The sequence below is a fragment of the Propionicimonas sp. genome, assembly GCF_047606205.1.
Lineage (GTDB): Bacteria > Actinomycetota > Actinomycetes > Propionibacteriales > Propionibacteriaceae > Propionicimonas.
The window spans coordinates 1-12,520 of record NZ_JASGES010000072.1 but is presented as its reverse complement, the minus strand read 5'-3'; the positions used below and the strand labels follow the sequence as shown (position 1 = coordinate 12,520).

At 72.3% G+C, this 12,520-nt stretch carries 9 protein-coding genes and 1 pseudogene; 9 read left to right on the top strand and 1 reads right to left on the bottom strand.

The window, feature by feature from the left end:
- Window positions 1–104 precede the first annotated feature (104 nt).
- Genes QM633_RS04910 through QM633_RS04900 form a run of 3 tightly spaced genes read left to right on the top strand, consistent with a single transcriptional unit; the run spans window position 105 to window position 1,200 of the window.
- The gene (locus QM633_RS04910) at window positions 105–329 is read left to right on the top strand and encodes a DUF4244 domain-containing protein (RefSeq protein WP_415152609.1); all 225 of its coding nucleotides are present in this window, start codon (window positions 105–107) and stop codon (window positions 327–329) included.
- On the top strand, window positions 326–712 hold the full coding sequence (locus QM633_RS04905) for a TadE family type IV pilus minor pilin (protein WP_415152608.1): 387 nt from the start codon (window positions 326–328) through the stop codon (window positions 710–712). Before QM633_RS04910 ends, QM633_RS04905 begins: the two co-directional genes overlap by 4 nt.
- Entirely contained in the window at window positions 709–1,200 is a 492-nt protein-coding gene (locus QM633_RS04900) for an Rv3654c family TadE-like protein (RefSeq protein WP_415152607.1), read from the top strand. Before QM633_RS04905 ends, QM633_RS04900 begins: the two co-directional genes overlap by 4 nt.
- A 71-nt stretch (window positions 1,201–1,271) precedes the next feature.
- Here the strand turns inward: QM633_RS04900 and QM633_RS04895 are convergent, their stop codons facing one another.
- Entirely contained in the window at window positions 1,272–3,518 is a 2,247-nt protein-coding gene (locus tag QM633_RS04895; protein ID WP_415152606.1) for a DEAD/DEAH box helicase, read from the bottom strand.
- A 163-nt stretch (window positions 3,519–3,681) separates the two neighbouring features.
- On the opposite strand from QM633_RS04895, the gene QM633_RS04890 reads away from it, so the two are divergent.
- The 6 genes and pseudogenes from QM633_RS04890 to QM633_RS04865 form a co-directional block, all read left to right on the top strand.
- Window positions 3,682–5,154 carry a methyltransferase gene (locus QM633_RS04890; RefSeq protein WP_415152605.1) on the top strand — a complete coding sequence of 491 codons (1,473 nt, stop codon included), beginning with the start codon at window positions 3,682–3,684 and terminating at the stop codon, window positions 5,152–5,154.
- Window positions 5,155–5,283: 129 nt separating this feature from the next.
- Window positions 5,284–6,993, top strand: coding sequence for a trypsin-like peptidase domain-containing protein (locus QM633_RS04885; RefSeq protein WP_415152604.1), 1,710 nt, complete (start codon window positions 5,284–5,286; stop codon window positions 6,991–6,993).
- Window positions 6,994–7,309: 316 nt separating this feature from the next.
- Window positions 7,310–10,003 carry a type I DNA topoisomerase gene (gene topA / locus QM633_RS04880; protein WP_415152603.1) on the top strand — a complete coding sequence of 898 codons (2,694 nt, stop codon included), beginning with the start codon at window positions 7,310–7,312 and terminating at the stop codon, window positions 10,001–10,003.
- A 22-nt stretch (window positions 10,004–10,025) separates the two neighbouring features.
- Window positions 10,026–10,664, top strand: coding sequence for a dTMP kinase (tmk, locus tag QM633_RS04875; protein WP_415152602.1), 639 nt, complete (start codon window positions 10,026–10,028; stop codon window positions 10,662–10,664).
- Entirely contained in the window at window positions 10,661–11,833 is a 1,173-nt protein-coding gene (locus tag QM633_RS04870; RefSeq protein WP_415152600.1) for a DNA polymerase III subunit delta', read from the top strand. Before tmk ends, QM633_RS04870 begins: the two co-directional genes overlap by 4 nt.
- Window positions 11,834–11,934: 101 nt before the next feature.
- Window positions 11,935–12,520, top strand: a pseudogene (locus QM633_RS04865) (hypothetical protein); the annotation flags it as partial.

Here is a 12,520-nt window from a genome sequence, read left to right as displayed (position 1 = left end):
TCCCGGAGCTTTGTCCACAGGACCCAGAAGTCGGTGAGCGGTCCGGGACCTCGTTGCCGAGGGTGAAGGTGCGTCCGCACGGACGCCGGAGGAAGGAGACAGGCATGGCAGGGCAATTGGTGGCAAGCGTGGGCGGTCCGCCTCACAGCGGATGCCGGGACTCCCGGGGCATGACGACGGCGGAGTACGCGGTCGGGACGGTGGCGACCGTCAGCTTCGTGGGGATCATCCTGGCCATCATCAACAACGCCGAGTTCCAGGACGCGGTGTGGAAGATCATCCAGGTGCTGATCAGGCTGGTGATCCAGGCGATGGGAGGTGGGGCGTGAACCGACGCCCCACCGTCCGGGTCGGCCGGGGGACCCCCGGCCGACCCGCACCGGCCCAGCGGGGAATGGTCACCGCGGAGCTGGCCTTCGCCAGCCTCGGCGCGGCTCTCGCCGCTGTGCTGGTCGCCTGGGCGCTCACGCTGGTGGGACTGTTGGTGCGCTGCCAGGACACGGCCGCCGAGATCGCCCGGCAGGAGGCCCGCGCCGACCACTCGGCCGTGGCCAGGGCGCTCGAGGATCGTCCGGATGGGGCACGCGTGCTGGTGCGCAGGAACGGGGCTCAGGTCGTGGTCCGCGTTCAGCTGACCGCCCGGCCCTGGGCCGGCTGGCTGCCCGCGGTGCCGCTGGAAGCGAGCGCCGCCGTTGTGGAGGAGCCGTCATGACGGATCGCCGCCGCGCCCGGACGGTCCCGATCCCCGAGCCGGGCGGTTCGCGCCCGGTGGGCACGGCAGGCGGACGATCCCGGGCAACGCAAAGGGGAGCGGCAACGGTGCTCGTCGCCGGTGTCGCCCTGGTCACGATGCTGGTCGCCGGGATGCTGCTGGTCGTGGCGGGGTATGTCGCCGCCGTGCACCGGGTTCGCGGCGCGGCGGACCTGGTTGCACTGTCCGCGGCGGCGGCGTTCGCGCGCGGCCGGGACGCGTGCGCGGCTGCGGAAGCACTCGCTGTTCAGAACGGTGTGTTGCTGGGGTCGTGCCGGGTGCGCGGAGACGTCCTCGAGTTCGCGGTGTCTGTGACCGTGAGCCGGCCGGTGGCCACCCCGTCGCCACTGTTCCCCGGCTCGGTGACGGCAACGGCGAGCGCCGGCAGAACCGGCCTGGAGGGCGGGTCGGGCTCAGCTGGCGTCCGGTGGGACAGGACGTCGCGGTGAGTGGAATCGGGAGGTTCGACGCGGACCCCGGGTGGGGTGCGTCCTGCGGTGGATCCAGCGGCCCCGGGCGCTCACGGCTCGAGGACGAGCGCCAGCAGCGCGGCGGCGGCGTCCTTCGCCAACGGCTGGTTGCCGTTCCCGCACTTGGGCGACACGACGCAGGCCGGGCAGCCGGCCACGCACTCGCAGGTGCGGAGCCGCTCCAGGGTGGCGCCCAGCCACGGTTCGGCGAGATCGTAGCCACGCTCGGCGAAGCCGGAGCCTCCGGGATGGCCGTCGTGCACGAAGACGGTCAGTTCGCCGGTATCGGGATGGAGCGTGGTCGAGAGACCGCCGATGTCCCAGCGGTCGCACGGGGCAAAGGCCGGCAGCAGGCCGATCGCGCAGTGTTCGGCGGCGTGCGCCGCCCCCGCGAGGTCGCGCGGCGGGATGCCGGCGAGCAGGTCGTCGGGAACGGTGAACCAGACCGATCGGGTGCGCAGTACCCTGCGCGGCAGGTCGAGAGGGGAACTGTCCCACACCTTTCCGCTCGCCTCGTCCCTGCGCAGGAAGCCGGTCACCTGGCTGGTGAGTTCGACGGAGCCGAAGCTGAGCCGGGCTGCACCCAGGGGGCGGCCGCGGAGTTCGGCGATCACCCGCACCTCCGCCGTGCTCTGCGGCTGGGTGAAGTAGCCGGGCCGGTCCGGGACCGCGAGCGCGGCGTGCGAGGGCGGGTCGTAGCCCACGATCCGCCACTGGGCGCCCTGGTGGAGATAGACCGCGCCATCATGGACGGTCCGGTCGGCGGCGGCAGGGTCCACCTGGCCGATCACGCGGCCGGTCGCCTCATCGACCACCTCGACGGAACGTCCGCCCGCCGAGCGCAGGTCGATCGAGTCGGCGGCGCGGTCGGCCCGGGTCCAGTACCAGCCGGACGCCCGGCGCCGGAGGTGTCCGGCCGAGGTGAGCCCGTCGAGCAGCGCGGGCAGGGTGGCGCCGAACCACCGGGTGTCCGCAGTGGTCACTGGAAGCTCCTGCGCCGCGGCCGCGATGTGCGGAGCCAGGACGTGGGGGTTCTCCGGGTGGAGCACGGTGCGTTCGACGGGGCGGTCGAAGATCAGCTCTGGGTGCTCGCACAGGTAGGCGTCGAGCGGATCCGGTCTGGCGATCAGGACGCCGAGCGCGTCTCGCCCGGCCCGGCCGGCGCGTCCGGCCTGCTGCCACAGGGCGGCGATCGTGCCCGGGAAACCGCAGCTGATCACGGCATCCACTCCGGAGATGTCGACGCCGAGTTCGAGCGCGTTCGTGCAGGCCACCCCGGTGAGCCGGCCGCTCTGCAGGCCGGCTTCCAGCTCTCGCCGGTCCTCGGCGAGATAGCCGCCACGATAGGACGCCACCGCCGAGGGCCGTGCGACCCTTCGTTGCGCCTGCAGCGCGACCAGTTCCGCCTGCACCCGGGACGTCGTGAACGCCAGGGTCTGGCGGCCGTCGTCCACGAGGCGGGCGAGGAGGTCCGCCGCCTCATGATGCGGGTCGCCGGCGGGTCGCCAGAGCAGGTAGTCCAGGGCCGGTCGCGTCGATGTGTCGGTGGCGACCTCCACGGTCTCCTCGACCCCCGCCAGCCGCTGGAGCAGCTCCCCGGCGCCGGAGACGGTCGCGGACGCGCTGATGAACACAGGATCGGCACCGTAGTGGTGGGCCAGCCTGCGGAGTCGGCGAAGAACGGCCGAGACGTGGGCGCCGAACACCCCCCGGTAGCGATGCGCCTCATCGACCACCACGTAGCGCAGCGTCGACAGCAGGCGGATCCACTGCTGGTGGCGGGGAAGGACCGAGCGGTGCACCATGTCGGGATTGGTCAGCACAACCTGGGCGAAGTCACGGGCGAACCTGCGCTCGGCGAGGTCGGAGTCGCCGTCGAGCGCGCTCACCTTCGCCGTGAGGTCGAGCGCCGTCACAACCCGCAGCTGGTCGTGGGCGAGCGCCTTGGTGGGGGCGAGGTAGAGCGCGCTGTGGCCACGGCCCAGCTCGAGCGGAACCCGTTCGCGCACGGCGAACCCCACCCTGCCGTCGACGGCCGCGGCCAGCACGGGCAGGAGGTACCCGATCGTCTTGCCCGACGCCGTCCCGGTCGCGAGAGCGACGTGGCTCCCATGGAAGGCCGCATCCGCTGCGCTCGCCTGGTGCGCCCACAGGCGTTCCACCCCGAGCCGGCCGAGCGCCTCCCGAACCGTTCCGCTCACCCACTCCGGGAAGTCGGCGGTCAGCCCGGGCGCAGCGGGCCGGTGGTAGTGGTGCCGGACCCGCTCGTCGCTCGCCAACCATTCCGGAACCACCACGACCACAGCCTGCCACCCCCTGCCGACACTCCCTCGACGACGCCGATCGGGCCGGTGCCCGGGTGGGCGGTGCCGGACCGGCCCGCGATCCACGTCGGCGTGGAGGGCTCCACGATCCCCGGACGCGAGCGGCGCCCACCGTACGACGTGACAGGCTGGCCCGGTGCTCGCCGACCCCGCCATCTCCGCCCTCCGCGACGACCTGCTCGCCGCCGACTACACGCTCGACGGCGTCCGGGGCCGCCTCGGGAGTGCGGCGCTGGCCGGCCTCGGCCGCAACTCGACCATGGCGGCCGCCAGCGAACTCGGGGACGCCGAGGACCCCCAGGCCGAGCTGATCCGGCTCTGGCTGCTGCAACAGCCGGTCCCCGCGCCCCGGCTGCGCGCCCTGCGCAGCCTTCCCGCCCTCCGTGACGCGGGCCTCGTCGACGGCGCTGACCACCTGCGGGCGACCGTCCAACTCACACCGCACGGGTCGGACGTCCGGCACGGCTGGATCTGCTCCGACCAGACCCCCCTCGACGGGCAGCCCGGAATGCCGCGGACCGACTTCGTGCTGGGCGCCTCGCCGGCCTCCACGACGCTGACCCAATTGGTGCCGCCGGGTCACCACGGCCGCGTCCTCGACCTCGGGACCGGCTGTGGCATCCAGGCGCTCCACCTCGACGCCGACGAGATCGTCGCCACGGACCTCAACCCCAGGGCCCTCGATCTGGCCCGGATCAGCCTCGGGCTCTCCGGCGTGCGGGCCGACCTGCGGCAGGGATCGCTGTACGAACCGGTAGCCGGGGAACGGTTCGACCTGATCCTCACCAATCCGCCCTACGTGATCAGTCCTCCCACCGGGGACCGCCTCGTGTACCGCGAGGGCGGCTTCGCCGGCGACGGGCTCATGCAGGAGGTGGTGAGCGCCGCGTCCGGCCACCTCCTCGACGGGGGCCGGCTGGTCGTCCTCGGCAACTGGGCGGTCACCGAACGCGCCTGGGAGGAGCGCCTTGCCGGCTGGATCCCCGCCGACTGCGACGCCATCGTCCTCGAGCGGGAACGACTCGACCCGTACGAGTACATCGAGCTGTGGCTGGCCGACGCCGGCCTCGCCGGCACCGACGCCTACCCGGCCCGCTACGCCGAATGGCTGGACTACTTCGCCGCGCAGGGGATCCGGTCGGTCGGGCTCGGCTGGCTGGCTCTGTCCCGGTCGGGGCGCGGGCGTCCAGAGCGCCGGTTCGAGAGCTGGCCCCACGCCGTCCACCAGCCCGTCGGTGCGGCGATCGGCGACTTCTTCGACGCGATCGGCCCGTCCCGCCTGCCCGACGACCAGTTCCTGGCCACACGCTGGCGCACCCGGCCCGGCCTGGTGCAGGAGACGATCGGCGACCCCGGCGCCGCCGATCCGCAGCACCTGGTCCTGCGTCAGCACGACGGGCTGGGCCGCGCCGTGGAGGCCGGCACCGCCGTGGCGGCGATCGTCGGCGCCTGTGACGGGGAACTTCCGCTCGGCGTCCTGGTCGGCGCGGTGGCGTCCCTGGTCGACGCCGACCCTGGCGCGTTGCTGGCCGAGGTGCTTTCGCCGCTCCGTACTCTGGTCGCTGACGGGTACTTGATGTCTGGCCCACCAACCACGTCTCGCGGCTGACCCGGGACGAGCGCGGCGGCCCGGCCAGTTCGACGGACAGGGCGAGGTTCACAGGTTCTCACAGGAACCGGACAGCCTCCGCATTGACTGCCTGCCTTAACTGGGGTTGCAGCAGACAAGGAGCCGGGCATGACGAATCCAGAAGACAACACCCAGCCACTGGGAACGCCGGGCGACCGTTCGGCGAGTGCCCCCACGCAGGCATTCGCGGCGCCCGGCCAGACCGAGCCCACGCAGGTGCTCCCCACCGCGGAGCCCACCCAGCAGGTACCGGCCTCGGCGTGGGCACGTCCCGCGGACGGCGGATGGCCAGCCGGGGACCAGCCGACCGCTCAGATCCCCACCCAACCCACCGCCCAGATCCCGACGCAACCCACCGCTCAGATCCCGACGCAGCCGACGGGTGCGACCGGGACGGGTGGCCAGCCGGGCTACCCCTCCAGCTACGCCTACGCCCAGGGCTACGGCGCGCCGCAGCCGGGCTACGGCCCGCAGGGCTCCTACGGGCAGTACGGCTACGGCCAGTACAGCGGCTACGGGCAGCAGGCCTACGGTCAGCAGCAGGCCGCCGGTCAGCAGGCCTACGGTCAGCAGCAGGGCTACCCCCCGCAGGCCTGGGGTCAGGCCTCGCAGGGCTACCAGTACCCGCAGGGCTACCCGCAGCAGCCGGGCTACTACCCGCCGAGCCAGTACTACTACCAGCCGCAGACCACGGCGACCCCGACGAAGAAGCGCTGGCCGCTCGCCGTCGTCGCGCTGCTCGTCGCGCTCGTCCTCGGCGGCAGCGGGTTCGTCTGGGCGGCGAACCAGCTGGGCGCCGCCACGTCCAGCCCCACAATCACGACCGAGCCGCAGTCCGGAAGCGGGCAGACCGGCCAGGGACAGACCGATCCACGGCAGCAGGGTGGGAGCCAGAGCGGCAGCGGCACCACGACCAGCAACGGCGTGACCGCCGCGCAGTCCGCCGGCGTCGTCCTGATCGAGGCGGAGACCACCTCCGGCCTCGCCGCAGGCACCGGAATGGTGCTCAGCGCGGACGGCAAGGTGCTCACCAACTACCACGTCGTCGCGGGCTCGGAGAAGCTGTCGGTGACGGTCGCCGACTCCGGTGACACCTACTCCGCGACCGTGCTCGGCTTCGACCAGACCAGGGACGTGGCGCTGCTCCAGTTGAAGGACGCGTCCGACCTGACCACTGTCGCCACCGACACCGACCTCCCGTCCGTCGGGACGGCCATCGCTGCGGTCGGCAACGCCGAGGGCGGCGGGGAGCTGGTCAAGGCCGCGGGCACGGTGACCGGCACCGACCAGAGCCTGACCGTGTCCTCCGACTCGCCGTGGGGCAGCACCGAGGACCTCTCCGGCATGATCGAGACCAACGCGGGCGCCGTCCCCGGCGACTCGGGCGGCCCGATGTACGACTCCGACAACGAGGTGGTCGGCATGACCACCGCCGGATCGACCAAGGAGGGGACCAGCTACGCCGTCCCGATCGCGACCGCGCTCGCCGTGGTGCAGCAGATCGAGACCGGTCAGGACGCCGGCACCGTCCGGGTCGGGCCCGCGGGCTACCTCGGCATCAAGGTGTCCGACTCCGACCAGGCGGGCAGTGGCAAGACCATCACCGACGTCGTCGCCGGCAGCCCGGCGGACAAGGCGGGCGTCACCGCCGGCAGCCGTCTGACCAAGGTGGGGGACACCACGATCAAGGCCAGCACGAACCTCGCCACCGTCATCCGGGCGATGGAACCGGGCCAGAAGGTGACGATCGAGTGGACGGCGCCCAACGGGACCCACAAGTCGGCCACCGTCACCCTGGGCAGCAGCCCCGTCAACTGACCGTCACCGAGCCGCCGGGTTCGCCATGGGACGTGGCCCGCGACCGCCGACAGGCGGGACGCGGAGGGAAGCCCTTCCCACCCGGCATGCCGTGCCCCGCATCCATCCAATCTGGTGCGGGGCATTGGCGTGGGCCCGCATAACGCTGAGGGGGCCATCGCGGTTCGTTCCTCACCGCTCGTCGAGACTCCTCGTCTGTTCCTCGCGGTTCGTTCCTCACCGCTCGTCGAGACTCCTCGCCCCCGAGCCGCTGACGCGTCTCGGGGGCTCGTCGTCTAAAGTGAGCGACCGATCGTCTCCGACAGGAAGAAGTCCCGTGGCAGGACCGAGCAAGCGCCGACTCGTCATCGTCGAGTCGCCGACCAAGGCGGTGAGCCTGGCCAAGTTCCTCGGCTCGGGCTACATGGTCGAGTCCAGCCGCGGCCACGTCCGCGACCTGCCCACCAGCGCGGCCGAGGTGCCGGCGAAGTACAAGGGGGAGAAGTGGGCCCGCAACGGGGTCAACGTCGACGCCGACTTCGAGCCGCTCTACGTCGTCGCCGCGGACAAGAAGGGCACCATCCGCGAGCTCAAGGCCAAGCTGAAGGACGCCGACGAACTCCTGCTGGCCACCGACGAGGACCGCGAGGGCGAAGCCATCGCGTGGCACCTCCTGGACGAGCTGAAGCCGAAGATCCCTGTGAAGAGGATGGTCTTCCACGAGATCACCCCCGAGGCCATCCACGCCGCCGTGGACAACACCCGCGAACTCGACACCGATCTGGTGGACGCCCAGGAGACCCGACGCATCCTCGACCGGCTGTACGGCTACGAGGTCTCTCCGGTGCTGTGGAAGAAGGTCATGCCGCGCCTGTCGGCCGGTCGCGTCCAGTCGGTGGCGACCCGGCTCGTCGTCGACCGCGAACGCGAGCGGATCGCTTTCCGCGCCGCTGCCTACGCCGACATCGAGGCCGTCCTGGAAGCCGGCGAGGCCCAGCCCGACCAAGGCGGCGAGCCGCGCACGTTCACCGCCCGGCTGGCCAGCTTCGACAGCAGGCGGATCGCGTCCGGTCGCGACTTCGACTCGGTCGGCACGCTGGTCGGAAAGGACCTGCTGCAGCTCAGCCTGGCCTCCGCCGAGGAACTCGCCGACCATCTCGCGAAGGCGTCCTACGCCGTCGCCGGAGTCGAGGCCAAGGCCTACACCCGGCGCCCGTACCCGCCCTTCCGCACCACGACGCTGCAGCAGGAGGCCGGCCGCAAGCTCGGCTTCACCGCGCAGCGCACGATGAGCGTCGCGCAGGACCTCTACGAGCGCGGCTTCATCACCTACATGCGAACCGACTCGGTCACCCTGTCGACCACGGCGGTCACCGCGGCCCGCGACCAGGTCAAGCACCTCTACGGCGGCCAGTACCTGCCCGCGCAGCCCCGCGTCTACGCCTCGAAGGTGAAGAACGCGCAGGAGGCGCACGAGGCGATCCGCCCGGCCGGCGAAACCTTCCGCACGCCGCAGCAGACCGGGCTCAGCGGCGACCACCTCCGGCTCTACGAGCTGGTCTGGAAGCGCACCATCGCCTCCCAGATGAAGGACGCGGAGGGCGAGACCGTCAGCGTCCGGATCGGGGCGACCCTTCCCGAGCGGGTCGCCGTCGCCGACGCGTCCACCGGCGAGGTGGTCGAGTCCGGCAGGGCGGCCTTCACCGCCTCCGGCCGCACGATCACCTTCCTCGGGTACCTGTTGGCCTACGTCGAGAGCGTGGACGACGACGAGTCGAGCGACGACGCGCAGGCGCGGCTGCCGCAACTCGCCTCCGGACAGCGGCTGGACGCGAAGGACGTGACGGCGTCCGCGCACGAGACCCGCCCGCCGTCGCGCTACACCGAGCCGTCGCTGGTGGCGAAGCTGGAGGAGCTGGAGATCGGCCGGCCCTCGACCTACGCGGCGATCATCCGCACGATCACGTCCCGCGACTACGTGTTCAAGAAGGGCTCGGCGCTCGTTCCGACCTGGCTGGCGTTCGCGGTGACCCGGCTGCTCGAGGAGCACTTCCCGAAGCTGGTGGACTACAAGTTCACCGCCGACATGGAGGACACCCTCGACGAGATCGCGAACGGCAACGCCGCCCGCGTCGCCGTCCTGAAGGACTTCTACTTCGGGCCGCAGGGCTCCCCCCACGAAGGGCTGCAGAAGCTGGTCACCGAGCTCGGCGACATCGACGCCAAGGCGATGTCGACCTTCGCCATCGGCGACGGCATCGACGTCAGGGTCGGCCGCTACGGCACCTACATCGAGGACAGCGAAGGGCGCCGCGCGAACGTCGACCCCGACCTGCCCCCGGACGCGCTCACCCTCGAGTTCGCCCACGAGCTGCTCGATCGGCCCCAGGCGGAGGAGCGCGAGGTGGGCACCGATCCGTCCACCGGCCTGAAGGTGGTGGCGAAGGACGGACGCTACGGCCCGTACGTCACCGAGGTGCTCCCCGAGGACGCGCCGAAGTCAGCGAAGCCGCGGACGGGTTCGCTGTTCGCCTCCATGACGACCGGGACGGTGACGCTGGAGGACGCGTTGAAGCTGCTCAGCCTGCCGCGCGTGGTCGGCACTGCCGGCGACGGCGAGGAGATCACCGCGCAGAACGGACGCTACGGCCCCTACCTTAAGAAGGGGACCGACTCGCGCTCGCTGGCGAGCGAGGACCAGATCTTCGACATCACGCTGGAGGAGGCCGAGGCGATCTACGCCCAGCCGAAGACCCGTGGCCGGGGCGCGGCCCGGGCCGCCGCGGGGCCGCTGAAGGAACTCGGTGCCGACCCGGCGTCCGGCAAGCCCGTGGTGGTGAAGGACGGCCGCTTCGGTCCGTACGTCACCGACGGCGAGACCAACGCCACCCTGCGCCGCAGCGATTCCGTCGAGGCGGTCACACTCGAGCGGGCGGCCGAACTCCTCGCCGAGAAGCGGGCCAAGGGCCCTGCCCCCAAGCGGGCGGCCGCCCGCAGGACGACGACCCGCAAGCCGAGCGCGAAGAAGTAGGTCGCAGCCAGAAGGAGCAGCAGTGGCGGAGGGTGTCTTCATCGTCTTCGAGGGCGGCGATGGCGTGGGCAAGTCCACCCAGGCGCGCAAGCTCTCCGAGTGGATCACCGAGCTGGGCCGCGAGGTCGTGCTGACCCTCGAGCCCGGCGGGACCCCGGTCGGCGCGAGACTGCGCGACCTCGTCCTCAACCCGGCCTGGGGCGACGTCGCCCCTCGCGCCGAAGCCCTGATGTACGCCGCCGACAAGGCCCAGCACGTGCACGAGGTGGTGTTCCCCGCGCTGCGGCGCGGCGCGGTGGTGATCAGCGACCGGTACGTCGACTCGCTGCTGGCCTACCAGGGCGCAGGGCGCACGCTCGAGGTCGACCGGATCGAGCAGATCGCCCGGTGGGCGACCTCGGACCTGCTCCCCGACCTGACGATCCTGCTCGACCTCGACCCGGGTCGCGGCCTGGCCACGATCGAGCAGAAGGACCGTCTCGAGGGAGCGGGGGAGGACCTGCACGTCCGGGCCCGGGAGTTCTTCCTCGACCTGGCCCGGCGCGACCCCGCGCACTATCTCGTGCTTCCCGCCCGCACCGGGGTGCGACACCTCGCCGCCCTGATCCGCGAGCGGGTGGAGCCGCTGCTGTCAGAGCCGGATGGGACACTACGGACGTGACAGCGAGCACGGCGACGAGCGGAGTCTGGGCCGACCTGGTCGGCCAGGACCGCGTCGTCGAGACCCTGGAGCGTGCGGTTCGTGGGTCGGCGGAAGGCAACCGGCATGCCATGACGCATGCGTGGCTGTTCACCGGCCCGCCCGGCTCCGGGCGCTCGAACGCCGCCCGTGCCTTCGCCGCGGCGCTGCAGTGCCCCTTCGGGGGGTGCGGGGAGTGCAACACCTGTACCACGGCGCTCAGCGGCGCCCACCCCGACGTCACGCTGGTGCGTACGGAGCAACTCAGCATCGGCGTGGACGAGGTCCGCGACCTCGTCCGGCGGGCAGCGATGTCGCCGACGCTGTCGCGCTACCAGGTGCTGGTCGTGGAGGACGCCGACCGGATCACCGAACGCGGCGCGGACGCGCTGCTGAAGAGTATCGAGGAGCCCGCGCCGCGGACGGTCTGGGTGCTGTGTGCGCCGACGGCCGACGACGTGGTCGCCACGATCCGCTCCCGCTGCCGTCAGGTCGAGCTGAGCACGCCCCGCGCGTCCGCCATCGCCGAGCTGCTCCAGCGCAGGGACGGTGTCGACCCGGAGCTGGCCCGGTTCGCGGCCCGCGTCGCGCAGGGCCATATCGGCCGCGCCCGCGCGCTGGCCCGCAACGCCGATGCGCGGCAGCGCCGCCAGCAGGTGCTCGCCCTCCCCGGCAGGCTGACCTCCCTCGGCGCGTGTCTCGATGCGGCCTCCACCATGGTCGAGGCCGCGACCGCCGAGGCGGCGCAGGTGACGGCGGAGCTGGATGCCCGCGAGAAGGCCGAGTTGTCCGAGGCGCTCGGGTTCACGACCCGGGGAGCACGCCCGCGCAACGCCCAGGCCGCACTCCGCGATCTGGACGACCAGCAGAAGGCGCGGGCGAAGCGGCTGCAGCGCGACGCGCTCGACCGCGTCCTCACCGAGCTCACCTCCTTCTACCGCGACGTACTGGTGGTCCAGACCGCTGCCGGTGCGGAGTTGATCAACGCCGAGGTCGGCGACTCGATCACCGCGATCGCCACCGGAACGACGCCGGATGCGACCGTCGCCCGGCTGGACGCGATCCTCGCGTGCCGGACCGCGCTGGAGACGAACGTGGCCCCGCTGCTGGCGATGGAGGCACTGATGCTGAGCCTCGGGCGTCCCGCCTGACCGCGTGCGCACCGGGCGATGCGCCGTGTCGCTGAGCGGGTAAGGGGGTCCTCGATGCCAGCATGGACGACAGGAGTGCGTTGTCAGGAAAGGACTTCCCCGTGACCGAGCCACGCGAACCCGAGACCGTGCGCGAGGACGCGCCGCCCGCACAGGGCCATCAGCCCGACACCGGCAACTGGTACCCCGTCTCCGCACCCACTGCAGAGGCCGCCGAGGACCAGGTGTCCGACGCCCCGGCGGAGACGAGCGAGGACACCGCGGCGCCGCTCGACGAGCCACCGCAGGAGGCACTCGCCGAACCGGGCGGGGAGCCGGAGCAGGACGCGATGCCGCCCGCCCCGACCGGTGAGGCCGCGGCGGAGGCCGACCTGCCGCCGTCCTTTGTGGCGGTCGAGGAGGACACGAGGCCGCTGCCGGTCCACGGCGGCGCGGACGCGGAGCCGACGGCCGTGGTGGAGCCGACCTCGGACGCGGAACCGACAGCAGTGGTGGAGCCGACCGCGGACGCGGAACCGACAGCGGTGGTGGAGCCGACAGCGGACGCGGAGCCGACCGCGGACGCGGAGCCGACCGCGGTGGCGGAGCCGACGGCGGTGGTGGAGCCGACGGCGGTGGTGGAGCCGACGGCGGTGGTGGAGCCACAGGAGTCGCCCGTCCCCGAGGAGCCGGTGAGCCCCTCGGGGC